Here is a 25,689-nt window from a genome sequence, read left to right on the forward strand (position 1 = left end):
AATCCTCCTTGGTCACATATTGTACACAATTAAGTGTAGAAAAAGCATCATTTAGTGTCAACGTTTATTTTCTAGGAAGAGAAGGTGAATTTCTCAGAAATGCTAAACGTTGACAGGCCTTTCCTTTGAGGTGTATCTTAAAATCAAGCGTAATTATGACTATTTTTCGCCCATAGGGGGGAGACAATTGTGATTCAAACGAAACGAAAAGGCTTACAAGAAGTTCTTGTTACAGCTATTAAGCGTGCGACTGATGAAAAAACATTAGTTAGTTTTGTAAAACAAATAGATTGGGTGGATCCACTTCTGTTTTATGCAGCAGGAAAAAGGATCGCATTCGAAAATAGATGTTATTTTGCAGACCCAGCTCAGCATGTAATATTTGCTGGAATTGGCTCTGTTTTCACTATAGCAAATTCTTCTCACAAACGCTTTCAAACTGCTCGTGACGAGTGGGATAAAGTAAAAGAGAAAGCATTCGTACAAAGAGAAGGATACGAATTTGGAACAGGTCCTCTTTTATTTGGTGGATTTTCATTTGACCAAGAAAAAGAAAAAACGAATCTTTGGAAAGAATTTGATGATACCACATTTTCACTACCAGCATTTTTATTAACTGTAAAAAATGAAAAGGCGTGGTTAACGATTAATCAGTTCGTTTCAGCTGAAGATTGTGCAGAAACTCTTTATAACGAAATTATTTCTGTAGAAGAGAGAATTTTACAAGAGAGTAAATGTGCACTAGTAGGATCAAAATTAACAGTTACTTCTAAAGTAGAAGTTGATCCGAGTGGCTGGATGAACGCGATTGGAAAAGTGCAAGATGAAATGAAGCAAGGGAACGTGCAGAAGGTTGTATTAGCAAGGGAGCTAAAATTAACGATGGATCAGCATATTGATTCCGTTCTTGTTTTAGAAGCGCTTCGCATTGGGCAACCGGATTGTTACGTATTTTCTTTTGATTATAAAGGAGCATGCTTCTTAGGGGCGACACCTGAGCGATTGATTCGAAAAGAAGGCGAGAAGTTCACATCGATGTGCCTTGCTGGTTCAATTGGTCATGGCAATTCTATAGAAGAAAGTAAAAAAAATGGTGAGACGCTTCTTCATGATGAAAAGAATTTGGCTGAACACGGTTATGTAGTTAACATGATTCGAGGTGTGCTAAGTGAGCATTGCGAATCTGTTAATATTCCGGAGAGCCCAGGCTTATTAACGACGAAAAATTTAATCCATTTATATACGCCAGTAGAAGCAAAAGGTGATGCAAGTCTTTTAACGATGGTAGAAGAATTACATCCAACACCAGCTCTTGGTGGTACACCTCGTCATGAGGCGTTGAAATTAATCCGTGATGTAGAGCTTTTAGATAGAGGATTATATGGTGCACCAATTGGCTTTATAGATGATGAAGGAAATGGTGAATTTGCGGTTGCACTTCGCTGCGGATTATTAAATGGCGAGAAGGCATCCTTATTTGCCGGCTGTGGTATCGTAATTGATTCAGTAGCGCAGCTTGAATATGAAGAAACAAGTTTGAAGTTTAGACCGATGCTTGGTGCTTTGGAGGAATTAATGAAATGAACAATCATATAGAAGCATTATCATATTATTTAGGCGCGTTCGTGGACGAACTGACGCGTCTAAATGTATGTGATGTTGTCATTAGTCCTGGCTCACGGTCAACGCCGATTGCCTTACTAATGGAACAACATGAAGGAATGAAAACATATTTACATGTAGACGAAAGATCAGCAGGATTTTTTGCGCTCGGTATTGCGAAAGCAAAAAAACGTCCTGTTGCGCTATTATGTACGTCAGGGACGGCAGCAGCGAACTATTATCCAGCTGTATGTGAAGCGTTTCATTCACGAGTGCCGCTTATCGTATTAACAGCGGATAGACCGCATGAATTAAGAGATGTGGGTGCACCACAGGCGATGAATCAATTTAATTTATACGGTACTTTTGTGAAGCAATTTACAGAGATGGCACTTCCTGAAGCGAGTGAAGCAATGTATCATTACGCTCGAATGACAACGCAGCGTACGATAGCAAGTGCACTTCTAGCCCCGCAAGGACCTGTTCATCTTAATTTTCCAGTTCGCGAGCCGCTTATACCGGATTTCTCATTAGAAAGTTTATGGGATAAAGGGCGTGGTGAATATACAGGAGTAGTTCAGCAAGGGAACGTGACGATGCCGAGTGAATATGTAGATTCTCTTGTAGGGCGCCTTTCACATATGGAAAAGGGGCTTATTATTTGTGGAGACGGCAGTCATCCAGAAATAACAGAAGTTGTTATGAAAGTAGCTGAGAAAACAGGGTATCCAATTTTAGCAGATCCACTTTCTAACCTCCGTAGTGGTAATCATGATAAAACGATGGTTATAGATTGTTACGATACATTTTTACGAAATGAATTGTTAAAAGAAACGTGGAAGCCGAATGTTTTAATTCGTTTCGGAGGAATGCCTGTCTCTAAAGCATTAACGCAGTTCATCAAAAAACAAACGAAAGCTGTTCATATCGTTGTCGATGAATCTGGACAATGGAGAGATCCAGCTCTAGTTGCGACAGAAGTTGTACAAGCTAGTGACAGTGAATTTTGCAGAGCATTACTAGAGAAAATGCCAGTTATGAAAAAGAATGATTGGTTCGGAATGTGGAAACAAATAAACGAGAAAACGAGAGAAACGCTTCGTGAGATGGAAACATATGAAACGGCATTTGAAGGAAAAGTAATTACGGATATTGTAAGTGTATTACCAGAAGGGGCAACGTTATTTGCGAGTAATAGTATGCCAATTCGCGATACCGATTCATTTTTCTTCACATCGGATAAAAACATTCAAGTAATGGCGAACCGCGGTGTAAATGGTATTGATGGAATCATTTCAACAGCTTTAGGAGCGAGTATTATTTGTGATCCGCTCGTATTAGTAATCGGTGATTTATCATTTTATCACGATTTAAACGGACTATTAGCCGCGAAACTACATGAGTTAAATATAACGATTGTTGTTGTAAATAATGATGGTGGAGGTATTTTCTCATTCTTACCACAATACGAGAAAAAGGAACATTTCGAATCATTATTTGGAACACCAATTGGGCTTGATTATGAACATGTTGTCAAAATGTATGGTGGTTCATTTAGCCGTGTAAATGGTTGGGGAAACTTCCGAGAAGAAGTACAAACTGGAACGAAAACGAATGGATTACACGTCGTGGAAATTTGTACGAATCGCGAAGAAAACTTGAAATTACATCGTGAACTATGGGCAAAAACAATGGACGTTATTACTACATCTTTGCAAGGTGAATCAAAATGAAAGTAACATTGCAAGGTGTATCGTATGAATATGAAGTAGCCGGAAGCGGGGAACCACTTCTACTTCTTCATGGTTTTACGGGAAGCATGGAAACGTGGGGTTCCTTTATTCCTTCTTGGAGCGAGCAGTTTCAAGTCATTCTAGTAGACATTGTTGGACACGGGAAAACGGAAAGTCCTGAAGATGTGATGCATTATGATATTCAAAATGTGGCACTGCAAATGAAAGAACTACTGGATCATCTTCATATTGAAAATGCGCACATACTTGGCTATTCAATGGGTGGTAGACTTGCGATTACGATGGCATGCTTATATCCAGAATATGTGCGTTCGCTTCTTTTAGAAAACTGTACAGCTGGACTTGAGAGTGCAAAGGAGCGAAAAGAACGCAAGGAAAAAGATGAACGACTTGCCGATAAAATTGAGCAAGAAGGCATCCGAAGTTTTGTATCGATGTGGGAAAATATTCCGCTATTTGAAACGCAAAAACGTTTAGTGCAAAACGTAAAAGAAGCGGTGCGAAAAGAACGACTTGCTAATAATCCAAAAGGACTTGCAAATAGTCTTCGTGGCATGGGAACAGGGGCTCAACCTTCATGGTGGAACGAATTGCAAAACCTAAAAATGCCTGTCCTTTTACTGAATGGAGAAAGCGATGAAAAGTTCTTTCGCCTATTAAAAAACATCGAAAAATGCATCCCTCATGCGAAATTTGTCAAAATTGATGGGGCTGGCCATGCAATTCATGTGGAACAACCGGAAAAGTTTGATACAATAGTAAAGGGATTTCTAAAAACTATGCAGTGATACTTTTTTCAGCAAGAAGGAAGTTGCACTTATAGCGGAGATCAGAAATATAAAAGGAGGTAATAGTAATGACTATTGAATGGGTAAAAGAAGGCAATTACGAAGATATTATTTATTCAACATACAATGGCATCGCAAAGATTTCGATTAACCGCCCTGAAGTACATAATGCATTCCGTCCTAAAACGGTAATGGAGTTAATCAATGCTTTTGCACACGCTCGTGATGATGCAAATGTTGGCGTTATCATTTTAACAGGTGAAGGTGGACGTGCATTCTGTTCTGGCGGCGACCAAAAAGTTCGCGGTCATGGTGGCTATGTAGGTGACGACCAAATCCCACGTTTAAACGTATTAGACTTACAACGTCTAATTCGCGCAATCCCTAAACCGGTTATCGCAATGGTAGCAGGTTATGCAATCGGTGGTGGACACGTACTTCATATCGTATGTGACTTAACAATCGCTGCAGACAACGCTGTATTCGGACAAACAGGTCCTAAAGTAGGAAGCTTTGACGGTGGATACGGAGCTGGTTATTTAGCTCGTATGGTAGGCCATAAGAAAGCTCGTGAAATTTGGTACCTATGCCGTCAATATAGTGCACAAGAAGCACTTGATATGGGCTTAGTAAACACAGTAGTACCATTAGAAGAACTTGAAGCAGAAACAGTACAATGGTCACAAGAAATTTTAGCAAACAGCCCAATGGCACTTCGTTTCCTAAAAGCTGCATTCAACGCAGACACAGACGGTTTAGCTGGTATTCAACAACTAGCTGGAGACGCAACGTTATTGTACTACACAACTGACGAAGCAAAAGAAGGCCGCGACGCGTTCAAAGAAAAACGCACTCCGGACTTCGGTCAATTCCCTCGTTTCCCGTGATCAAACCAAAAGCGGAAGCGGCTCGCTTAGAATGTGAGGGGGATGGAGCTTCTGACAGAGAGGCGCTTTTTGCCTCGTAGGAAGAAGTGAAGCCACCGAACATTCTAGCCGCTGTAGCTGGATGAAACCAAAAGCGGAAGCAGCTCGTTCAGAACAAGAGGGCGTTGGAACTCCTGAAAAAGAGGCGCTTTTTGCCTCACAGGAAGGCGTGAAACGACCGACTGTTCTAGCTGCTGTAGCTGGATGTTTCAAAAGCGGAGCCGACTGTTTAGCTCCGTAGGCTAAGGTTCTTTCGCACAGAAAGTGTTTTTTACTTTCTCGTGCGGAAGGTTCTTAGACGGAAGGGGCTAGGAGGCGCAGCTGGATGTGATGAAAAGCGGAAGCAGCTCGCACACAATGTGAGACGCAACCAAAAGATCACACCGGAAACAAAACAACTAAGAGACTTGATGTCATATCAGGTCTCTTTCTTTCATGAAAGGAGAATGAGTGATGGAGACGATGCCGAATTGGTTAATGCAACGTGCATTTTTAACACCTGATCGCACTGCAATTGAAATTGAAGAGGAGAAGGTTACTTTCGTGCAGCTGCATGAAAAAGTAGTATCTGTTTGTGAACACCTCACGCATGTAGGAGTGAAGCGGGCGCAAAAGGTGGCTGTTCTGATGAAAAATGGTATGGAGATGATTACAGTTATTCACGCCCTATCTTACATAGGTGCAGTAGCTGTGCTTTTAAATACGCGTCTTTCAAGAGAAGAGCTACTTTGGCAAATGGATGATGCGGAAGTTGTTTGTTTAGTGACGGATCAAGAGTTTGAGACGGAAAATGTTCCAGTATGTTCATTTGCTGAAGTGATGCAAGGACCGAAGGCGGAAGCATTTATACAAGAAGAATTCTCTTTAGAAGAAGCGATGACAATTATTTATACGTCAGGGACGACAGGGAAACCGAAAGGCGTTGTTTTAACGTACGGTAACCACTGGGCAAGTGCAGTCGGTTCTTCGCTTAATTTAGGGCTTCGTGATGATGATTGTTGGTTAGCTTGTATGCCAATGTTCCACGTTGGCGGGTTATCTCTTTTAATGAAAAATATTATGTACGGTATGCGCATTTTACTCGTTCCAAAATATGATGCTAATTTTATTCATAAAGCACTTCAAACGAGAGGCGTTACGATTATTTCTGTCGTTTCTAAAATGCTAACAGATTTATTAGAACTACTTGGCGAAGGTACATATCCATCTTCTTTACGATGCATGTTACTTGGGGGAGGACCAGCACCGAAGCCGTTATTAGAAACATGTGTGGAAAAAGGAATTCCTGTGTATCAAACGTACGGTATGACAGAAACATCATCGCAAATTTGTACGTTAACAGCAGATTACATGTTAACGAAAGTAGGATCAGCCGGAAAACCACTATTTCAGTGTCAGCTTCGTATTGAAAAAGACGGCGTAGTTGTGCCGCCCCGTGCTGAAGGAGAAATTGTAGTAAAAGGACCGAACGTAACAGGTGGCTACTTTAACCGTGAAGATGCGACGCATGAGGCGATCAGAAATGGATGGCTTCATACTGGTGACCTCGGTTATTTAGATGAGGAAGGATTTTTATACGTATTAGATCGACGCAGTGATTTAATTATTTCTGGCGGAGAAAACATATATCCAGCTCAAATTGAAGAAGTATTGCTCTCTCATCCGGCGGTAGCAGAAGCGGGTGTTGTCGGTATGGCTGACGAAAGTTGGGGACAAGTACCAGCTGCTTTTGTTGTAAAAAGTGGAGAGGTAACAGAAGAAGAAATTCTTCGTTTTTGCGAAGAGAAATTAGCGAAATATAAAGTGCCGAAGAAAGCATGTTTCTTAGAGGAATTACCACGAAATGCTTCGAAGAAATTGTTAAGACGAGAGTTAAGACAATTAGTGGAGGAGATGTAGGTGGAAATAAAAAAAGCGACACTTTATATAACGGAAATGCCGCTCATTATCCCGTTTGCGGCAAGTTACGGGACTTATGAAAAGCGTGAAAGTATCGTCATTGAATTAGAAGATACAGATGGATACATTGGTTTTGGTGAAGTCGTTGCATTTTCTGAACCGTGGTATACGGAAGAAACGGTAAAGACAGCGCTGCATGTACTTCAGGATTTTTTATTACCAGATTTATTGAAAGCTGAAATTTCTCATCCGAATGAAGTACCGTCTTTGTTCAAACATATAAAGAGAAACCGAATGGCAAAGGCCGGAATTGAAGGTGCTGTTTGGGATTTATATGCGAAGCGTCAAAAGCAGTCGTTAGCGATATTGCTTGGCGGAAATAGGTCTGAAATTGAAGTCGGCGTTGTGATTGGGATCAATACAATTCCAGTTATGCTAAAACAAATCGAGGAGTACGCGGAAGAAGGATACGAGCGCTTTAAAGTGAAAATAAAGCCAGAACATGATTACGAATTGCTGAAAGAAATTCGTAAAGAGTTTCCGAATATCCCGTTAATGGCTGATGCAAATTCAGCTTATACATTAGCGGATACGGAGAAGTTGAAACGACTAGATGAATTCCAACTTATGATGATTGAACAACCGTTAGCGGATTACGATTTTCTGGATCATGCACAGTTGCAAAAGAAAATTGAAACACCGATTTGTTTAGATGAAAGCATCCATAGTTTAGAAGACGCACGTGTTGCGATTACGCTTGGCAGTTGCCGCGTCGTTAATATTAAACCAGGGCGAGTGGGCGGATTAACAGAGTCCGTTCAAATCCATAATTATTGTATGGAGCATAACATACCAGTTTGGTGCGGTGGCATGGTAGAAATGGGGATTTCACGAGCTCAAAATGTTGCACTCGCTTCATTGCCAAACTTTACGATTCCTGGAGATATATCTGCTTCTAGTAGACATTGGGAGAGGGATATTATTTCACCGGAAGTGATGCTTGAAGGCGGAAAAGTAAGGGTACCGCAAAGTATTGAACGTGAGTATGAAGTAGATCGAGGCAGGTTGGAAGAAATAACAAAGCAGCGGATTATTTTTGAGCGATGAATGGGAGCTTTTATTAGTACTGACTACCTGCAAATAGCGGGATGATTTTGTCGTTAATTTTCGGTAAGTCGATATACTTAAAAAATCGCCGATATAATTTCATTTATCAAGGTTACTCTTACGGGTAGCCTTTTCTTATTGTACAAATTGGATAGACTAGTTTAAAATCGAGCGTATGAAAACAGAATAAAGTAGGGGGACTAAAATGAAGCGCATTTCAATTTTAATAGCTGATGATGAAGCGGAAATTGCTGATTTAATTGAGATACATTTAGAAAAAGAGGGTTACCACGTCGTTAAAGCAGCTGATGGAGAAGAAGCCATGCATATTATTCAAACGCAGCCAATTGACTTAGTGGTTTTAGATATTATGATGCCGAAAATGGATGGATATGAAGTGACGAGGCAGATTCGCGGCAAGCACCACATGCCAATCATTTTCTTAAGTGCGAAAACATCTGATTTTGATAAAGTGACAGGTCTTGTATTAGGCGCAGATGATTATATGACGAAACCTTTTACACCGATTGAATTAGTTGCACGTGTAAATGCACAACTGCGTAGATTTCTTACGTTAAATCAGCCGAAAGTAGCGGAGAATAAATCTGCTTTAGAAATAGGCGGAGTCGCTATTGATCCTGAGCGAAGAACAGTAAATGTGTACGGAGAGCCAATTGAATTAACACCAAAAGAATTTGATATTTTATATGTATTAGCAAGTCATCCGAAGAAAGTGTACAGTGTGGAAAATATTTTTCAGCAAGTATGGGCTGAAGGGTATTACGAAAGTGGAAATACAGTTATGGTACATATCCGTACTTTGCGAAAAAAGCTTGGGGAAGATAAAAGAAAGGATAAGTTAATAAAAACAGTGTGGGGGGTAGGTTATACTTTCAATGGCTAAAACGATGAGAAGCTTTCGCTCGAAGATGATTATGCTATTTGCGTTAAGTATGATATTAGCTGGTGGCGTAACGTATTTGATTTATGAGGGGCTACGTCTCTATTATAAATTAGCAGTTCGTTATGAGGATCCTTTAGCCCAATTTCGTTCAATGGTAAGACAAATTGGGGACATTAATTTCTTTTTAATTGTATTTATTCCTCTGTCCATTATGTTTTTCTTCTTTCTTACTAGACCGTATTTAAAATATTTTGATGAGATTTCGAACGGGATTCATCATCTTGCGAACGGAGATTTTTCAAATCAAGTTCGTGTTTCATCAAATGATGAGTTTGGATATATCGCACGCGAAATTAATGTAGCAAGTGAAAAATTAAAAGAAGCGGTTGAACGAGGAGACTTTGCGGAAAGTAGTAAAGATCAGCTCATTGTCAACTTAGCTCATGATTTAAGAACGCCGCTAACATCTGTTTTAGGGTATTTAGATTTAATTCTTAAAGATGAGAATTTGACGAAGGAACAAATTAAACATTTTTCCACAATTGCTTTTACGAAATCCGAAAGGCTTGAAATCTTAATTGATGAATTATTTGAAATAACGAGAATGAATTATGGCATGTTGCAAATTGAAAAAAGACCAATTGATATAAGTGAATTACTTATACAGTTAGATGAAGAATTATATCCGTTATTAGAAAAAAAAGGTTTAGAAGCGAGATTGAATATGGATTCGCATTTACCTATTAACGGTGACGGGAAATTGTTAGCTCGAGTATTTGAAAATCTTTTAACGAATGCGATTCGCTATGGATACGATGGAAAGTTTGTTGATGTGAACGGATATATTGATCATGAAGAGGTAGTTGTACAAATTATTAATTATGGAGATAGCATTCCAGAAGAGGATTTACCATATTTATTTGATATGTTTTATACAGGTGATAAGGCCAGGTCAGAGCAACAGGGCGGAACAGGCCTTGGGCTATTTATCGCAAAAAATATTATCGAACAGCATGATGGGACAATCTCTGCTGAAAGTAACTTAATTAGAACGATATTTGAAGTGAGATTACCAAAAGAAGAGAGCAAAGCAATTTAATAAAAATTTAAACTTTACCCCACTTTTTATTTTAATAGTTTTTTCTATTCTATACGTAAGTTACGTTAAGGAGGAACTAGAAATGAAAAAGTGGGTATTTATTTCTCTTTTTATAGTATGTACAGCATGTGTAGGCTTTTATATATTACCAGTATTTCAAAAGGAGATCGATGTTAAAATTGCAGAAAAAGATAACAAAGTAAAAGCCGCGAACACTGAAAAGATAGAGGTTACAGAGGAACAAATTTATAAAGGTGATCTATTATTAGTTAATAAGGATTACCCGGTTAAAAAAGATAGTGTTAGGTCCGATATTATAAATGTAAATCACAATAGTGAATTAGTAAGGGGCTATGTAATATTTGATAGAAATCTTCGCTTATCAAAGGGTGTTGTAAAAAAGTTTTTGAACGTTGTCGATGCAGCTGGGAAAGATGGAATACAGCATTTCTTAATGAGTAGCGGTTACCGAGATTTTCAAGAACAAAGTAAATTATATAAAGAAATGGGATCTGATTATGCACTTCCAGCAGGATATAGTGAACATAATTTAGGGTTATCACTCGACGTTGGGTCTACTCAAAAGAAAATGGAGAAAGCTCCTGAAGGAAAATGGATTGAAGAGAACGTATGGAAGCACGGATTTGTTTTACGTTATCCGAAAAATAAAAGTGATATTACGGGCATTCAATATGAGCCGTGGCACATACGTTATGTCGGCTTACCACATAGCGCAATTATGCAAAAAAAGAAGATTACGTTAGAGGAATATTTGGACTTTTTAAAAGAGGAAAAAGAAGTTTCAACTGAGGTTGAAGGTAAGAAATATACGGTTTCTTATTATAAAGTTTCAGATCGTATGAACGTGAATGTTCCAGTAAATAAGCAATATGAAATTTCGGGGAACAATATGGACGGGGTTATTGTGACGGTTCAAGAATAGAGAAAAAGGCTGGTCCGTTTTGGGTCAGTCTTTTGGCATATAAGAAATAGATTGCCGTTTTTTGTCGGTAAATCGATATTCCTTGTCGAATCATTGATATAATTTCCTGTACTATCAACATTTTGTGGATTGTTTTTTTATTTACCATTAAACATTATAACGTTATATTTACTTTTCTTTTTTTTCGTGATACTCTAAATATGTGAAAGAGATATAAAATGAAATTTTAATGTAAGCGTATTCTTATGGCTTCTTATAGAAAAGGGTGGAAATACAATGACAGAACGATTCGTGCTACGTAATGTGAAGCGTGTGAACGGGGAAGAGATTGACATTGTAGTTGAAAATAATAAAATCGCACAGGTGACGAAAGCTGGTGCTGGCGAGGGTGGAAAGGTTCTTGATTACTCAGGTACTTACGTATCGAGTGGATGGATTGATTTGCACGTTCATGCTTTTCCAGAGTTTGATCCGTATGGCGATGAGGTAGATGAAATTGGCGTTAAGCAAGGGGTAACGACAATTGTTGATGCGGGAAGCTGCGGAGCTGATCGTATCGCAGATTTAGTACAAAGTAGAGAACAGGCAAAAACGAATTTATTTGCCTTTTTAAATATTTCTCGCATCGGTTTGAAACGAATTGATGAATTATCCAATATGGAATGGATAGATAAAGAGAAAGTAATAGATGCAGTAGAAAAGTATAAAGATGTAATCGTTGGATTAAAAGCGAGAATGAGTAAAAGTGTCGTTTGTGATAGCGGAATTGAACCGCTGCACGTAGCGCGTTCTTTATCTCGTGAAACATCATTACCGATTATGGTACATATCGGTTCAGCTCCTCCGCGTATTGAGGAAGTTGTAGCCCTTTTAGAAAAAGATGATGTCATTACACATTACTTAAACGGGAAAGAAAATAATTTATTTGATGAAGAAGGCAAACCGCTATCTGTGTTATTAGATGCAGTGAAACGCGGTGTGCATTTAGATGTTGGGCATGGTAATGCTAGTTTTTCTTTTAAAGTAGCAGAGGCAGCGAAGCGTTACGGTATTGCCTTTAATACAATTAGTACAGATATTTACCGGAAGAATCGTATACACGGTCCAGTTTACAGTATGGCTAACGTTCTTTCGAAATTCCTTTACTTAGGGTATCCGCTAGAAGAAGTAATTGATGCAGTTACGAAAAATGCGGCAGAGTGGCTTAAGAGACCAGAGCTTGGCCGTATTCAAGTAGGGGATATTGCAAACTTAACTTTATTTACGGTGAAAGATGAATCGATTACGTTAATTGATTCAGAAGGGGATCAGCGCGTTGCTGAAAGAAGAATTGATACGAAAGGGGTTGTAATCAATGGGTTATTCATTGAATGCTAAGTACGGATTAAAAAGAGTTATTAATGCGAGCGGTAGAATGAGTATTTTAGGTGTATCCGCTCCGACAAATACAGTGATGGATGCGATGAAGCATGGTGGACAAAATTATGTGGAAATTGCCGATTTAGTAGATAAAGCAGGAGACCATATTGCAAGAATTTTAGATTCAGAGGCAGCGGTCGTTGTGAACTCAGCATCAAGCGGAATTGCGCTTTCTATCGCTGGTATCGTTACAGAAGGAAATCGCCGTAAAAGTGAAAGACTTCATCAAGAAGTAATCGCGAAAAACGAAGTGATTATGTTAAAAGGTCATAACGTTCAATACGGTGCTCCTGTTGAAACGATGATTTATTTAGGCGGCGGTAAGCTCGTTGAAGTAGGTTACGCAAATGAAGGGAAAGCGGAGCATATTGAAGATGCAATTGGCGAAAATACAGCAGCTATTCTTTATGTGAAATCGCATCATGCAGTGCAAAAAAATATGATTTCTGTTGAAGAAGCGTGGGAAGTAGCGCAGCGAAATAATGTACCACTTATCGTTGATGCAGCAGCAGAAGAAGATATTCAAAAATATGTGAAGTATTCAGACCTAGCCATTTATAGCGGTTCAAAGGCAATTGAAGGACCTACTTCTGGTATTGTCGGCGGGAAACGAAAATATATCGAGTGGCTGAAAGTGCAATTACATTGCAGTGGTAGAAGTATGAAAGTTGGGAAAGAAACAACTTTCGGTTTACTTCAAGCGCTTGATGAGTACGGAGTAAAAGAAGATAAGAGTGAACAAGAAAAAGAGTTATTACAAGTACTTATGCCGCTAAAAGAATTAAATGGTGTAAATGTAACGATCGTTCAAGATGAGGCAGGAAGAGCAATCTTTAGAGCACGTATTCATATTAACGAGAACGAATTAAATAAATCAGCAAAAGACGTTGTAACAGCATTACGCGAAGGGGAAATCGCAATTTACACACGTGATTACGGAGTAAGACAAGGATTCTTTGATATTGATCCACGCCCACTTCAAGGTGATGACATACATGTAATTGAAGAAAAAATGAGAGAAATTGTAGGGGGAAACTAAGATGACAAACATTCAAAAACGTTTTTATAAAGGCCGCGTAGCATTAAATGTATTAGCGAACAATACCCGAAATGCGAAAGATATTTTTGAAGCCGCAGAAGGTTATGTAGTAGTCGGAGTGTTATCAAAAGATTATCCAACAGTAGAAGAAGCAGTAACTGCGATGAAAGCATACGGAAAAGAAATTGATGACGCTGTATCAATCGGACTAGGAGCAGGAGATAATCGCCAAGCAGCAGTTGTAGCTGAAATTGCGAAGCATTATCCAGGTAGCCATATTAACCAAGTGTTCCCTTCAGTTGGAGCAACACGTGCAAATCTTGGCGGAAAAGATAGCTGGATTAATAGTTTAGTATCACCAACAGGAAAAGTAGGGTACGTAAATATTTCTACTGGTCCAATTAGTGCAGCTGGAGAAGAAAAAGCAATCGTTCCAATTAAAACAGCGATCGCACTTGTACGTGATATGGGCGGGAATTCATTGAAATACTTCCCAATGAAAGGTTTAGCGCATGAAGAAGAATATCGCGCTGTTGCGAAAGCATGTGCGGAAGAAGGATTTGCATTAGAGCCAACGGGCGGAATTGATAAAGAAAACTTTGAAACAATTGTACGTATTGCATTAGAAGCAAACGTAGAGCAAGTTATCCCGCATGTGTACTCTTCTATTATTGATAAAGAAACTGGCAATACGAACACAGAAGATGTTCGCGAATTACTAGCGGTCGTGAAGAAGTTAGTTGATCAATATGCGTAAGAAAATTGCAGCATTCGGTGAAGTTATGATGCGCCTGCAAGTGCCAGGGTATGAATTGCTATCGCAAGCAAACACCTTAAATTACTCATTTTCTGGTACAGGTGTGAACGTTGCAGCAGCACTTTCTCATCTAGGGCATGAAGGTTTTCTTATTTCAACTTTACCGGAAAACTCGGTTGGAGATGCGGCGGTATCACATATTCAAAAGTTAGGCATTCAGGCACCGTTTGTTTCAAGAGGCGGTAAATATGTTGGTATGTACTTTTTAGAAAATGGATTTGGAGCACGCGCAAGCCGCGTTACATATTCGAACCGATTAGAAAGTAGTTTCAATACGGCATGTGAAGAGATGTACCAATTTGAAGAAATCGCAAAAGAAATTGATATCGTTCATTTTTGCGGGATTACCCTTGCGATGAATGATACTGTGCGCCATCATATGAAATCTTTGGCGAAGGCAGTTAAAGAAAATGGAGGCACTGTCGTTTTCGATTGCAACTATCGTCCATCGCTTTGGGGAGAAGATGGGTATGAACAGGCGAAACCTCATTATGAAGAAATGCTAGGCCTTGCCGATATTGTAATGATGAATGAAAAAGATGCGATGTTTGTTCTCGGAATGAAAACGGAAGAGACGGAACGAGAAGCACAGCTTGTTGATCTTATTCCAAAAGTCGCTGAAATATATAATATCGCTACAATTGCTGGGACACATCGTTCTATTAATAGCGATAATACACACTCACTTCGCGGATTCATATGTAAAGATGGGACGTTCACTTTTGCCAAAACACTTACGTTTTCTGTATATGATAGAATAGGTGCTGGAGATGCTTATACGAGCGGAATTATTCATGGCGAGATAGAAGAGTTTGCACCAGAGAAAGCTGTTTCATTTGCGTCAGCAGCTGGAATGCTTGCACATACAATCGTCGGTGATACGCCAATGTCATCAGAGAAAGATATACTTCGGGCAATGACGGCATCAGTAGGTGATGTAGAAAGGTAGTGGGTGTAACGGTGAACGTAACGAGAAAAAGAGGTCCATTATATTTACAAATTAAAAATATTATTCGTGATCGAATATTACATGGTGTTTATGCCATTCATACAAATATTCCTTCTGAACCACAATTAGAAGAAGAGTTCAAAGTGAGTAAAATTACAGTGCGAAACGCAATTAAAGAACTCGTTCAAGAAGGATATTTAGAAAAGAAAAGTGGTAAAGGAACGAAAGTCATTCGAAATACTTCTGCGACAAAGCTTTCAAAGGGAAAGAAATTTACAGAAGTGTTAGTGGAAGAAGGCTATAAAGTACAAAAGAAATTGCTAAAGGCAGAAGTGGTTCATAATGAAGAAGGAACAGTACCATTTCGTTTGTTTGGTAAAGAGAGTTTTCGTATTGAGCGTCTATATGCTTTAAATGATACTCCGTACATTCATTATACGCACTATTTCTCAGCACAAATGGCAAGTACAGACTTAGCGGACTTTGACTTACAATCGCTTTATGATCTAGTCGAGGACCGTGGTATACATTTAGAAAACTTCAGAGATGAATTCGCTGTTGGATTTGCGCCTAATTTCGTTGCAGAAGCGTTAGGAGAAAAAGAGGGAACAGCGTTATTAAAACGTATGCGCTATTCTTACGATGAAGTTGGCGAAGTAATTGAATATAGTGAAGGCTACTACAATACGGAAATGCAGCATTACGTTGTAAATTATGATGTGTAAAAAGTGAAGAGGGACCAATTCCCTCTTTTTTTGTAAAAAAATTTCATATCGAAGGGGAATGGGATATGGATATATACTTATTAATCGTCACGTTAATTGCGATCGCAATTGTTATTTTAGGGGTATCATGGTGGAAATGGCATGCGTTTATTAGTTTAACAGTTGCTAGTCTATTTTTAGCTATTATGTCTGGATTGAACTTGACCAAAATTGTTACTGCCTATGAAACTGGTGTTGGTAGTGTACTAGGGCATTTAGTTGGTATTTTGGCTCTCGGAACAATTTTAGGGAAAATGATGTCCGATTCAGGGGCTGGCATGCAAGTAGCAGATTTCTTCATTCGATTCTTCGGGGTGAAAAAATTACCTTGGGCAATGTTATTCGCCGGATTTGTTATAGGTATTCCAGTGTTTTTTGAAGTGGGAATCGTCATTTTATTACCACTTGTTATTTCAATTCGAAAAACAACGAAACAAAATATATTGTTAATTGCGTTACCTGTTATTGCCGGATTATCGATTGTACACGGGCTAGTGCCTCCGCATCCAGGTGCGATGACAGCAATTGGTATTTATAATGCGAATTTAGGGAAGGTATTATTGTATTCATTAATTATCGCGTTACCAACATCCATTATCGCAGGACCGATATTTGCAAAGTGGGTACATAAGAGGGTTATACCTGAAAATGAACCGGAGCTTGTTCGAGTTACGACAGTATCAACTGATTTACCGAGTCGTAAAGTTTCATTTTTTATTATTTTACTGCCAGTAGTTTTAATGATTTTATCAGTAGTCGCACCATATAGTTCATTACCGAAAAAAATGACGGAATTTTTTGTGTTTATAGGAAGTCCGGTAATCGCTTTGCTTATTTCATGTTTCGCAGCGTTTTATTTGCTTGGCATAAAACAAGGAATTAATAAAAAGATGATTAAAAAATTAACAGATGAAAGTTTACTACCTGTCGGTTCCATTATTTTAATAATTGGTGCAGGCGGTGGATTTAAACAAATATTAATTGAAAGCGGCGTTGGAACAGCCATCGCTCAAATGGCAGAACATATTTCATTATCACCAATCGTCTTAGCGTTCATGGTAGCGGGATTAATACGAATTGCAACAGGTTCAGCTACTGTAGCATTAACGACAGCAGCTGGAATTGTTTCACCGGTTATTCAGCACATGTCTGGTGTAAATTTAGAATTACTCGTTATTGCAACAGGGGCAGGTTCATTAATGTTTTCTCACGTAAATGATGCAGGATTCTGGCTTGTAAAAGAGTATTTAGGTTTGACAGTAAAAGAAACGTTTAAAACGTGGACGGTGCTGGAGACATTGTTATCATTTATTGCATTCGGCTTTGCGCTTTTACTTAATATGTTTGTTTAGAAGAAGGGGGTGCCTATTTAAAGGTATCCTCTTTTTGTGTTGGGGCTCTTTTCATGAAACAAGCCCGTTTTTAGGAGTGCCAAGCTTCCGATTTGCCCTGAAAACATAATATAAATGGAATCCCCTCATTTAGAGCAAGAAGAACTTGTTATGAATGATACTAAAGGAGGAATAGAATAATGGGCGAAAAGTGTGAACACAGACATGATGATTGCGACCGCAGATGTGATGATTTCGATCGCAGACGTGGCTGCGGAGGCGGTTTTGCGCTTCTAATCGTATTGTTTATTTTATTAATCATTATCGGTGCTAGCTGCTTCGGCGGAGGCGGCGGTTATGGTGGCGGTTATGGTGGTTACGGCGGTTATGGCGGCGGCTATGGTGGATATTGCTGCTAATTATTTAAAAACTATTGAAAATGGCCTTGTGCAATATGCACAAGGCCATTTTATTCATATTTTTATATGCTGTGATAATTTATTAATGTACAGAGAGCGGATTAAGAAAAAGAAAATAATCTCGATAATCCCGAAAAAGGTGAGTACAATCAGTAACTCTTTTAGTAACGAGAAAGAAAACATGCTTTGTAAAAACTTAACCGCAAATAACGTGTGAACACCAGCAACGATGTAAGGAACGAAAAATAAAATTCCTAATTGAATCGTTGCGGAGCGAAACATTTCTGATTCAGTTAAGCCCAGTTTTGTAATCGTAATGTACTTTTGTTTTTCATTCGTTAAGTCGTTATACATACGGAAGTATAAAACGCTAGCCGCTCCGATAAAGAAGATAAAGCCAAGAAATGCCCAAATAAAGAATTGAGCAACTGCATTTTCTTTATTATGGAGTAACTCATCAGTAGCTGTATAAATATTAAAAGGGACGGGAGATGCATGCTTATCATCTTTATGTGCCTCATAATATTTTTCGGTGTCATTACTAATACTTTTTAATATATTTTTCGTTGGAATAATTGCATTTTCCCAATTATCCACGAAGTAGTTATAAACTGTAATGGTTTCAATATGAGGAATCATAGTATCGATTGCATAATCTTGCATAATAACTAAATTTGCTAATGCAAATGGTGGTGCTATTCCTTTGTTAATAAATCCCTTTATATAAAACTCCTTTTTATTGGATTCAAGCGTAATTGTATTTTGTTTTACAAATGGATTTGATACAAGGTTTAATAGCTCTGGTGAATAGCCAGAAATAATGTAAACTTCTTTTGAATCAAGGGTGATTGTAGGTCTCTTTAACTGCTTAGCAATTTCGTTATAATCACTCATTTTCATAATTGCAATCTCTTCTTTTGAAGCATTATCTTTTAAAAGCGTAAATTTATATTTTTTATATTGAAAATGAGCATTGGAAAGTTCGGATTCAATAGTATTAACGTGCTTTCGTTCAAGGGAATGATCCCCTTCTAATTTGTATGTGAAGGGAATAGGATATCGCTCTAGTATCGACGCTTTTGTATTATTATTCGCAGCAAATAGTCCGATAATAATCGTAAATGCAAGCGCAGATAGCATAGAAACGATAAAGAGTACATTAATATTACTACGGGTACGAGCAACTAAGTCTGAAATCCATAACATGTTTATTTGTTTCAAATAAAACTTTCTACGTTTCTTTAAAATATAGATAAAAAGAAGAAATGTTTGTGAAAAGAAAAAATATGTTCCGACTACTACGAGTGGCAAAATAGATAATATAATAAAGAAGACAGATCCGTTTTGCACATTTTTTTCGGTTACGTAGCCTTGTGGATAACCAGCAATATAATAACATAACCCTAAACAAGTTAAAGCAAATATCGAAATGAGTATAGACGGCCTTTTTTCGGCTGTCACTTTCTTGTTCCCTTTAATAAGATGGACTGTTTTACGAGTCTGAATAAACATAGGTGTAAATGTAGAAACGATTAAAAATAAAATGATAAACGTTACGGTTGTCACGATAATCGCTTCTGTTGGCCAATATAAATAGAGACCTTTCGCACTTGTTAATTTTGAAGTGACTAATAAGAAAAAATTAGAGAACACTAGGCCACCTTGTATACCGATAAAGATGGACAATATCCCGATTATCATGTTTTCAGTAAATAACAGTCTTTTTAATTGTTTCTGTGAGATACCGAGAATCGTGAGTATCCCGAATTGCTGCTTCCGTACATTTAAAAATGTTCCAATTGAATATAAGAGAAAGAAGAACGAGAACATAACAATCACAAGCTGTGCTGTACTCGCTAAGTTCATTAGAGGATCCCGTTCTTGAAAGCTTTGTACATTTTGTAAGCGTGGATGATACGCGTATACAGTAAATGAAAAGAAAACCATGATAGAAAAAGCACTACTTACAAAATAAGCGAAATATGCTTTAGAATTACGCGAGACATTTTTAAATGCAAATTGCCAAAACGTCATCCACGCCTTCCTCCTAATAATGCTAAAACATCTAATATTTCTTGATAAAATTTCTCGCGATATAGTCCGCGGTGTAATTCATTGTAAAGCCCACCATCTTTAATGAAAATAACGCGGTTACAATAACTAGCTGCAAAAGGATCGTGAGTAACCATTAAAATTGTGGCATCCTCTTCTTTATTTAATTTCGTAAATAGCTCCATTACATCAATTGCTGCTTTAGAATCTAAGTTTCCTGTCGGTTCATCAGCTAGTAAGAGAGAAGGGTTATGAATAACGGCACGTGCTACTGCAGTACGCTGTGCTTGTCCTCCAGAAACTTCAAAAATACGTTTGTCCAAAATATGATCAATTCCAAGCTTTTTTGAAATGTTATCGAGTTTTTCGTCCATTTCTTTTAAAGGAACATTGTCTAGCGTTAAAGGTAATACGATATTTTCACCAATTGTTAGTGTATCTAATAAGTTAAAGTTCTGGAAAACAAAACCTAACTCTTGGCGGCGGAAAATAGCTAACTTTTCTCTACGGAATGTATGCGGTTGTTTTCCGTTAATAACGACTTCTCCAGAAGTAGGTGAATCGATAGTCGAAATAACGTTTAAAAATGTGGATTTCCCACTTCCGGATGGTCCCATAATCGCAACGAATTCACCTTTATCTACGTGTAAATTTATATTTTTTAAAGCAGTATGAGGGACTTTTCCTTCATACACTTTTGAGACGTTTTTTATGTGTAATACCTCTTCCATAATAATCACCTTTCTATTTTTAAAACTTAATATGTTGTGATAACTTTTGCATATAAAAGGAACGAATTAAAAGGAAAAAGAGAATTTCAACCGTTCCAAAAATCATAAGCACGACTGTAATTTCAGCGAAGAACGAGAGATTTAATACATCTTGTAGCATCTTTGTCGCAAACATCGTATGGATGGATGCCATAATGTAAGGGACGAAGAATAAAATAGCAAGTTGGATTGTAGCAGATTGCTTCATCTCAGTTTCTGTTAAACCAATTTTTGTAATCGTTATATACTTTTCTTGCTCATTTGTTAAATCTGTATACATTCGGAAGTAAAGAACACTGCCAGCACCAATAAAGAAAATAACGCCAAGGAAAGTTCCGATTAAGAAAAAGGAAGCAACATTTAGTTTCTTGTTGTATAAAGAGTCACTTGCTTCACTTGCGTGGAACGGTGGATGTTCTGCTTGAATCGCCGCATTGTCGTTAGCGATTTTTGTTATAAATGCTGAACCAATATTATATGCTTTTTCCCAATCCATAACTTTGAAGCTATATACACTCATTTGTTTCGAAATAGATGATAATGCTTCTACATTTTCATCAGATAGTACGATTAATTGAGGTACTAAACCAATTGGGAACGGGCTATAACTTGTATAGTCTTTAACCTGCAATGGTAAAGAGTTTTGAGTAAGTGTAAGAGTGTTTTTCTTTTCCTTATTATGAAGCGTTCCAATGACTTGAGCATCTAAATCTTTAATTAATATATAAGACTCGTCTTTATTCACTGTGAGAGTTTCCCAATTTAACGCCTTAGCCAGTATATTATAGTCACTTTGTTTAATTGCATAATAGAGCTGCGGGCTTTCTTCCGCCGAAGATACTTCATATATATCCGTTTTAAATTTCTTATAAGTAAAATGCTCTTCGTTAAATTTTTGTTCTAACCAATTTAAATGTTCATCAGCTAACGTATTTTCAGTATGTGATAAATAAGTAAACGGGAAAGGGTTTTGCCTTATTTCATCAAACTTTGTGAATTTCCCAAACCCATATAAGAATGTAATCATTGTGAAAGCGAGTGTCGATAACATCGTCACAATAAAGAGCATGTTAATATTCGTCCGAATACGGGTTGCTAAATCAGAAATCCAAAGCATATTAATACGTTTCATATAAAATTTTCTTCTCGTCTTTAATATGCGAATGAGTAAGAAGCTAATTTGTGAGAAGAAAAAATATGTCCCAGCTGCAGCAAGTGATGGGATGACAAATATACAGGAGGCAGCGTACAAAAGCCCAGCGATATCTCCTAGTGAAATAAAATATAGCGGGTTTGCTGCTAAAACATATCCAGATATTAAACATATCGCACCAAATAGAGAGATGAGTACGGATGCTTTTCTTTCTTTTTGTTTTGTTCCTTCTTTTAAAAGACGTACAGCTTTTCTCGTACGGATTAGCATCGGTGTAAAAGATGATACGAGAATGAAGAGTCCAAGAAAGATAATTATAGTTAAAATGATAGCACCTGTAGGCCACCAATATAAATATAAACCAGGCACATGCGTAATTTTGGCGGTAACTAATAAAAAGAACTGTGAAAAGACAAGGCCAAATTGAATGCCGAAAAATATGGATAGGCCACCAATTAACATGTTTTCTAGAAATACAAGCCTCTTTAACTGCTTTGGAGATATGCCAAGTACTGTTAAAATCCCGAACTGTTTTTTTCGTACTTTTAAGAAAGTACCGATTGAATATAGTAAAAAGAAAAATGAAAAGAATACAATGACAACTTCTGAGATTGTCATTAATATGTTCAGAGCAGCATTCACGCCTGTCATATGCAATTTAGGATGAAATAAATAAACTGCAAACGAGAAGAAAATTGCAATGGAAAACGCACTGCTTACAAAATAGGCGAAATAAGCTCTGGCGTTCCTTGTTACGTTTTTAAAGGCAAACTGCCAAAATGTCATTCACCTAAACCTCCTAATAGAGTGAAGAAGAAAAGGATATAAGAGATACCCTTTTCCTGTACTAATATATTCATAAAACTTAACCATTCGTATACTCTGATAACTTTTGCATGTAAAAGGAACGAATGAATAAGAAAAAGACGATTTCAACTATGCCAAAAATAATAAGAACGGCTGAAATTTCTTTGAATAGTGATAAATCAATTACATCTTGAAGCATTTTTGTTGCGAACATTGTATGAATGGATGCCATAACATATGGAACGAAAAATAAAATGCTAAGTTGAATGGTTGCAGATCGTTTCATCTCTGCATTTGTTACACCAATTTTTGAAATTGCTACATATTTTTCTTGTTCGTTTGTTAAATCTGTATACATTCTGAAGTAAAGAACGCTACCTGCTCCAATAAAGAAAATGACACCTAAGAATGTCCCGATTAGGAAGTATGCAGCACTTCCTGATGTGATTCTATATAATGAGTCTGCTGATTCATAGGGGCGGATAAGGGGGCCTTCGTATTGGAATTCCTGTCGATCTTTTTGTATTTTTTTCATAAAATCATTAGCAATTTTATACGTCTTTTCCCAATTTTGTACGTTATAATTGTACGCTGATATATGCTTTGTTGTACTTGGTAAGTTGTTTACAACAACATCAGGTAAAATTAAAGTTTGATATGAAAAGTTAGATGGAATGGCCCCTGCTTGTTCATAGCCCTTTACTTGTAATATCGTATTTGTGCTAGAAAGTGTAATGGATTTTCTATTGAAGCTTGGCTCAAATTGGCTAAATAAGGTGAAATAAGCGCTATCGCTTAAGACATATGCTTCGTTATCGCTCATGAATAGTTGTTTCATTCGTAGGGAAGCTGCAAGTTTATTATAGTCACTTTGTTTCATTGCATAGACGTCATTGTAAGCCGTTATACCTTCATCTTCTTTCAGTGGTGTTTCATATAAATCAGCTTCTATCTTTTTATAAGAGAAATTTTCTTTTTGTAACTGCTGTTCAAGCCAAGTTAAATGCTTGTTAGCAAAAGGATTTGCGTCATATGAAAAATAAGAAAATGGAAAAGGTGAACTTCTAGTAACATCTAGCTTTGTAAACTTTCCAAATCCATATAGAAATGTAATCATTGTGAAGGCTATTGTAGATAGCATCGCTACAATAAAAAGCATATTGATATTCGTGCGAATACGACTTGCTAAATCCGAAATCCAAAGCATATTAATACGTTTCATATAAAAATTTCTTCTTTTCTTTAAAATATAAATAAGTAAGAAACTAATTTGAGAAAAGAAAAAATATGTCCCAATTGTAACAAGTGCTGGAATCACAAAAATACTTGAAACCATATATATAACGCCTACTTGCGGGTTTATTGAGAAAAAATATTTAGGGTTTACAGCTAAAATATAACCACCTAATAAACAGATAGCACCAAATAGAGAAATGGATATGGATGGTTTTCTTTCTTTTTGTTTTACATTGTTTGTTTTTAAAAGGTGCACTGCTTTTTTTGTTCGAATAAGCATTGGTGTGAATGCAGATACAGCGATAAAGAGACCAAGAAACACAATCGTTGTTAAAATGAAAGCATTCGTAGGTATATATAAATATATCCCTGGTAGGTGTGTAATTTTCGCTGTCACTAATAAGAAAAATTGTGAAAATACAAATCCAAACTGCATACCGAAAAAGATAGATAAAATACCAATTAGCATATTTTCAGTGAAAACGAGTCGATGTAATTGCTTTTTTGATATACCTAAAACAGTTAAAATCCCAAATTGCTTTTTACGAACCTTTAAAAACGATCCGATTGAATAGAGTAAAAAAAAGAACGAGAACAAAACAATAACAACTTCTGAAAAAATCATTAATCCTGAAATTTCAGAGATCATAGTGGAATTTTGTAATTTTGGATGAAACAAATAAACAGCGAATGAAAAGAAAACAGCAATGGAAAAGGAACTGCTTATAAAGTAAGCAAAATAAGCTCTTGAGTTGCGCGTTACATTTTTGAATGCGAATTGCCAAAATGTCATAATAAGTACCTCCCGATAGAAGGCCGATATGTAGTTTTATTGCAAAAAATGTATGAGAGTGAGATCTCATACATTTTGCTAGCATATGTTACGATCATGCTTCGGTCACCTTCTCCGTATTTTCTGCTTGATTATTTGCAGCGTTGTGGAAGATGATTTTAATCGTCGTTCCTTTACCAACTTCAGAGTCTAGTTTCACAGAGTGACCTAAATAATCACAAATTTTACTTACAATATAAAGCCCCATACCAGTAGATTCTCCAAATGCACGACCGTTTTTTCCAGTGTAAAAAGGTTCAAATACTCTTCGAATATCTTCTTGCGGAATACCAACGCCTTCGTCACGAACTTCCAAAATAATATCTTTACCATTGCGATAAGCTGATAAGAAAACTTTCTTTCCGCGCTCACCAGAGTAGCGAACTGCATTTGTCATTAACTGATAAATAATGAACTTTAGCCATTTCGCATCAGAAGCAACTTTTAAATCTGAATGAACTTCTAAAACGGGGAAGACTCCGTTTCGAATGAATAGTTCTTTTAATCCGTTAATATTTTTTGTTACAGCATCTTTTAATGAAATCGTCTCAACATGGAAGTCCTCATGGAAGTTATTTAATCTTGCCATGTATAAAGCCATATCGAGCCCTTGATTTAATCGCTCTAGCTCTTTTTTGAATTTAGGGATTAAATGCTCATCTTCCATTTCAAGCACCATAAGCTGCATAACAGAAACAGGCGTTTTCATTTGATGTACCCAATGGTTAATAAATAATTGGTGTTCTTGCTGTTTTACTTCGAATGTTTGTAGGTCTTTTTGGAATAGGCGATATTGCGTACGAACGAGCTCGTTTACACTGTGGGGCATAGGAGCAGTCGCTCTTTCAATAAACGCATCTTCCATTTTCTCTGGTGGTTCACTTAATCTGTGGTACATTCTACGGTTACGAACGTAACGATAAGCGAGGAAACAGATGAATAAGTATAAGCTTAAAACGATGAAGTAAAACTTATTATTTTGAAATCCGTCTACTGCATCATAAAGAACGAAAATGATTCCGAAGTTTAATACATATAGTAGGAAAAATGCAAAATGATCACGTAAAAATAGCTTCATG

Annotated in this window: 22 protein-coding genes; 17 read left to right on the forward strand and 5 right to left on the reverse strand. The window is 37.3% G+C overall.

Annotated elements, in window-relative coordinates:
• The first annotated feature begins 189 nt into the window (after window positions 1-189).
• The 17 genes from BG05_RS07640 to BG05_RS32140 all read left to right on the forward strand — a co-directional run bounded on the left by BG05_RS07640 (window position 190) and on the right by BG05_RS32140 (window position 17,760).
• On the forward strand, window positions 190-1,584 hold the full coding sequence (locus BG05_RS07640) for an isochorismate synthase (RefSeq protein WP_002129654.1): 1,395 nt from the start codon (window positions 190-192) through the stop codon (window positions 1,582-1,584).
• Entirely contained in the window at window positions 1,581-3,335 is a 1,755-nt protein-coding gene (gene menD, locus BG05_RS07645; RefSeq protein ID WP_016127574.1) for a 2-succinyl-5-enolpyruvyl-6-hydroxy-3-cyclohexene-1-carboxylic-acid synthase, read from the forward strand. The genes BG05_RS07640 and menD overlap by 4 nt, the downstream gene beginning before the upstream one ends.
• On the forward strand, window positions 3,332-4,144 hold the full coding sequence (menH, locus tag BG05_RS07650) for a 2-succinyl-6-hydroxy-2,4-cyclohexadiene-1-carboxylate synthase (protein ID WP_002129651.1): 813 nt from the start codon (window positions 3,332-3,334) through the stop codon (window positions 4,142-4,144). The genes menD and menH overlap by 4 nt, the downstream gene beginning before the upstream one ends.
• A 68-nt stretch (window positions 4,145-4,212) precedes the next feature.
• Complete coding sequence (gene menB, locus BG05_RS07655) at window positions 4,213-5,031, forward strand: 1,4-dihydroxy-2-naphthoyl-CoA synthase (RefSeq protein WP_002089233.1); 819 nt, start codon at window positions 4,213-4,215, stop codon at window positions 5,029-5,031.
• Window positions 5,032-5,152: 121 nt separating this feature from the next.
• Window positions 5,153-5,311: a hypothetical protein gene (locus BG05_RS31020; RefSeq protein WP_033713152.1), complete on the forward strand. Its 159-nt coding sequence runs from the start codon at window positions 5,153-5,155 to the stop codon at window positions 5,309-5,311.
• Window positions 5,312-5,523: 212 nt separating this feature from the next.
• Window positions 5,524-6,969: an o-succinylbenzoate--CoA ligase gene (locus BG05_RS07665; RefSeq protein WP_003191954.1), complete on the forward strand. Its 1,446-nt coding sequence runs from the start codon at window positions 5,524-5,526 to the stop codon at window positions 6,967-6,969.
• Window positions 6,970-8,076 carry an o-succinylbenzoate synthase gene (gene menC / locus BG05_RS07670; RefSeq protein WP_003191956.1) on the forward strand — a complete coding sequence of 369 codons (1,107 nt, stop codon included), beginning with the start codon at window positions 6,970-6,972 and terminating at the stop codon, window positions 8,074-8,076. It begins immediately after the preceding gene.
• 205 nt (window positions 8,077-8,281) lie between these two features.
• Entirely contained in the window at window positions 8,282-8,980 is a 699-nt protein-coding gene (locus tag BG05_RS07675) for a response regulator transcription factor (protein WP_002015820.1), read from the forward strand.
• The gene (locus BG05_RS07680; RefSeq protein ID WP_016127573.1) at window positions 8,973-10,079 is read left to right on the forward strand and encodes a HAMP domain-containing sensor histidine kinase; all 1,107 of its coding nucleotides are present in this window, start codon (window positions 8,973-8,975) and stop codon (window positions 10,077-10,079) included. Before BG05_RS07675 ends, BG05_RS07680 begins: the two co-directional genes overlap by 8 nt.
• A gap of 82 nt (window positions 10,080-10,161) precedes the next feature.
• Window positions 10,162-11,022 carry a M15 family metallopeptidase gene (locus tag BG05_RS07685; RefSeq protein WP_003191962.1) on the forward strand — a complete coding sequence of 287 codons (861 nt, stop codon included), beginning with the start codon at window positions 10,162-10,164 and terminating at the stop codon, window positions 11,020-11,022.
• Between the two features lie 276 nt (window positions 11,023-11,298).
• Window positions 11,299-12,399, forward strand: coding sequence for an amidohydrolase/deacetylase family metallohydrolase (locus BG05_RS07690; RefSeq protein ID WP_003191964.1), 1,101 nt, complete (start codon window positions 11,299-11,301; stop codon window positions 12,397-12,399).
• Window positions 12,377-13,480 carry a DgaE family pyridoxal phosphate-dependent ammonia lyase gene (locus tag BG05_RS07695; RefSeq protein WP_002167480.1) on the forward strand — a complete coding sequence of 368 codons (1,104 nt, stop codon included), beginning with the start codon at window positions 12,377-12,379 and terminating at the stop codon, window positions 13,478-13,480. The genes BG05_RS07690 and BG05_RS07695 overlap by 23 nt, the downstream gene beginning before the upstream one ends.
• 1 nt (window position 13,481) lies before the next feature.
• On the forward strand, window positions 13,482-14,237 hold the full coding sequence (dagF, locus tag BG05_RS07700) for a 2-dehydro-3-deoxy-phosphogluconate aldolase (RefSeq protein WP_003191969.1): 756 nt from the start codon (window positions 13,482-13,484) through the stop codon (window positions 14,235-14,237).
• Window positions 14,230-15,246 carry a sugar kinase gene (locus BG05_RS07705; protein ID WP_002129637.1) on the forward strand — a complete coding sequence of 339 codons (1,017 nt, stop codon included), beginning with the start codon at window positions 14,230-14,232 and terminating at the stop codon, window positions 15,244-15,246. Before dagF ends, BG05_RS07705 begins: the two co-directional genes overlap by 8 nt.
• Complete coding sequence (locus BG05_RS07710) at window positions 15,246-15,971, forward strand: GntR family transcriptional regulator (RefSeq protein WP_002015828.1); 726 nt, start codon at window positions 15,246-15,248, stop codon at window positions 15,969-15,971. Before BG05_RS07705 ends, BG05_RS07710 begins: the two co-directional genes overlap by 1 nt.
• Window positions 15,972-16,036: 65 nt before the next feature.
• Window positions 16,037-17,362 carry a gluconate permease GntP gene (gntP, locus tag BG05_RS07715; RefSeq protein WP_003191973.1) on the forward strand — a complete coding sequence of 442 codons (1,326 nt, stop codon included), beginning with the start codon at window positions 16,037-16,039 and terminating at the stop codon, window positions 17,360-17,362.
• Window positions 17,363-17,541: 179 nt separating this feature from the next.
• Window positions 17,542-17,760 (forward strand): YjcZ family sporulation protein, encoded by a 219-nt coding sequence (locus tag BG05_RS32140; protein WP_016127572.1) that lies wholly within the window; start codon window positions 17,542-17,544, stop codon window positions 17,758-17,760.
• Window positions 17,761-17,814: 54 nt separating this feature from the next.
• On the opposite strand, the gene BG05_RS07725 is transcribed toward BG05_RS32140, so the two are convergent.
• The 5 genes from BG05_RS07725 to BG05_RS07745 all read right to left on the reverse strand — a co-directional run bounded on the left by BG05_RS07725 (window position 17,815) and on the right by BG05_RS07745 (window position 25,688).
• Entirely contained in the window at window positions 17,815-19,794 is a 1,980-nt protein-coding gene (locus tag BG05_RS07725; protein ID WP_016127571.1) for an FtsX-like permease family protein, read from the reverse strand.
• A complete protein-coding gene (locus BG05_RS07730) occupies window positions 19,791-20,543 on the reverse strand; it encodes an ABC transporter ATP-binding protein (protein ID WP_002164884.1) in 753 nt (250 codons plus the stop codon). The genes BG05_RS07725 and BG05_RS07730 overlap by 4 nt, the downstream gene beginning before the upstream one ends.
• Before the next feature lie 19 nt (window positions 20,544-20,562).
• A complete protein-coding gene (locus tag BG05_RS07735) occupies window positions 20,563-22,521 on the reverse strand; it encodes an FtsX-like permease family protein (protein ID WP_016127570.1) in 1,959 nt (652 codons plus the stop codon).
• Between the two features lie 79 nt (window positions 22,522-22,600).
• Window positions 22,601-24,571 carry an FtsX-like permease family protein gene (locus tag BG05_RS07740; protein WP_002015835.1) on the reverse strand — a complete coding sequence of 657 codons (1,971 nt, stop codon included), beginning with the start codon at window positions 24,569-24,571 and terminating at the stop codon, window positions 22,601-22,603.
• Window positions 24,572-24,665: 94 nt separating this feature from the next.
• Window positions 24,666-25,688, reverse strand: coding sequence for a sensor histidine kinase (locus BG05_RS07745; RefSeq protein ID WP_002167488.1), 1,023 nt, complete (start codon window positions 25,686-25,688; stop codon window positions 24,666-24,668).
• Window position 25,689 lies beyond the last annotated feature (1 nt).

The organism is Bacillus mycoides (genome assembly GCF_000832605.1).
In the GTDB taxonomy this organism is placed as follows: domain Bacteria; phylum Bacillota; class Bacilli; order Bacillales; family Bacillaceae_G; genus Bacillus_A; species Bacillus_A mycoides.

Bases quoted from the DNA above. Each gene is read 5' to 3' on its own strand.
- BG05_RS32140 (WP_016127572.1), top strand. From the start codon at position 17,542: ATGGGCGAAAAGTGTGAACACAGACATGATGATTGCGACCGCAGATGT.
- BG05_RS07745 (WP_002167488.1), bottom strand. From the start codon at position 25,688: ATGAAGCTATTTTTACGTGATCATTTTGCATTTTTCCTACTATATGTA.
- dagF (WP_003191969.1), top strand. From the start codon at position 13,482: ATGACAAACATTCAAAAACGTTTTTATAAAGGCCGCGTAGCATTAAAT.
- BG05_RS07730 (WP_002164884.1), bottom strand. From the start codon at position 20,543: ATGGAAGAGGTATTACACATAAAAAACGTCTCAAAAGTGTATGAAGGA.
- BG05_RS07705 (WP_002129637.1), top strand. From the start codon at position 14,230: ATGCGTAAGAAAATTGCAGCATTCGGTGAAGTTATGATGCGCCTGCAA.
- BG05_RS07680 (WP_016127573.1), top strand. From the start codon at position 8,973: ATGGCTAAAACGATGAGAAGCTTTCGCTCGAAGATGATTATGCTATTT.
- BG05_RS07665 (WP_003191954.1), top strand. From the start codon at position 5,524: ATGGAGACGATGCCGAATTGGTTAATGCAACGTGCATTTTTAACACCT.
- BG05_RS07690 (WP_003191964.1), top strand. From the start codon at position 11,299: ATGACAGAACGATTCGTGCTACGTAATGTGAAGCGTGTGAACGGGGAA.
- menD (WP_016127574.1), top strand. From the start codon at position 1,581: ATGAACAATCATATAGAAGCATTATCATATTATTTAGGCGCGTTCGTG.
- BG05_RS07685 (WP_003191962.1), top strand. From the start codon at position 10,162: ATGAAAAAGTGGGTATTTATTTCTCTTTTTATAGTATGTACAGCATGT.
- BG05_RS07695 (WP_002167480.1), top strand. From the start codon at position 12,377: ATGGGTTATTCATTGAATGCTAAGTACGGATTAAAAAGAGTTATTAAT.
- BG05_RS07725 (WP_016127571.1), bottom strand. From the start codon at position 19,794: ATGACGTTTTGGCAATTTGCATTTAAAAATGTCTCGCGTAATTCTAAA.
- menH (WP_002129651.1), top strand. From the start codon at position 3,332: ATGAAAGTAACATTGCAAGGTGTATCGTATGAATATGAAGTAGCCGGA.
- BG05_RS07675 (WP_002015820.1), top strand. From the start codon at position 8,282: ATGAAGCGCATTTCAATTTTAATAGCTGATGATGAAGCGGAAATTGCT.
- BG05_RS07735 (WP_016127570.1), bottom strand. From the start codon at position 22,521: ATGACATTTTGGCAGTTTGCCTTTAAAAACGTAACAAGGAACGCCAGA.
- menB (WP_002089233.1), top strand. From the start codon at position 4,213: ATGACTATTGAATGGGTAAAAGAAGGCAATTACGAAGATATTATTTAT.
- BG05_RS31020 (WP_033713152.1), top strand. From the start codon at position 5,153: ATGAAACCAAAAGCGGAAGCAGCTCGTTCAGAACAAGAGGGCGTTGGA.
- gntP (WP_003191973.1), top strand. From the start codon at position 16,037: ATGGATATATACTTATTAATCGTCACGTTAATTGCGATCGCAATTGTT.
- BG05_RS07740 (WP_002015835.1), bottom strand. From the start codon at position 24,571: ATGACATTTTGGCAATTCGCATTCAAAAATGTAACGCGCAACTCAAGA.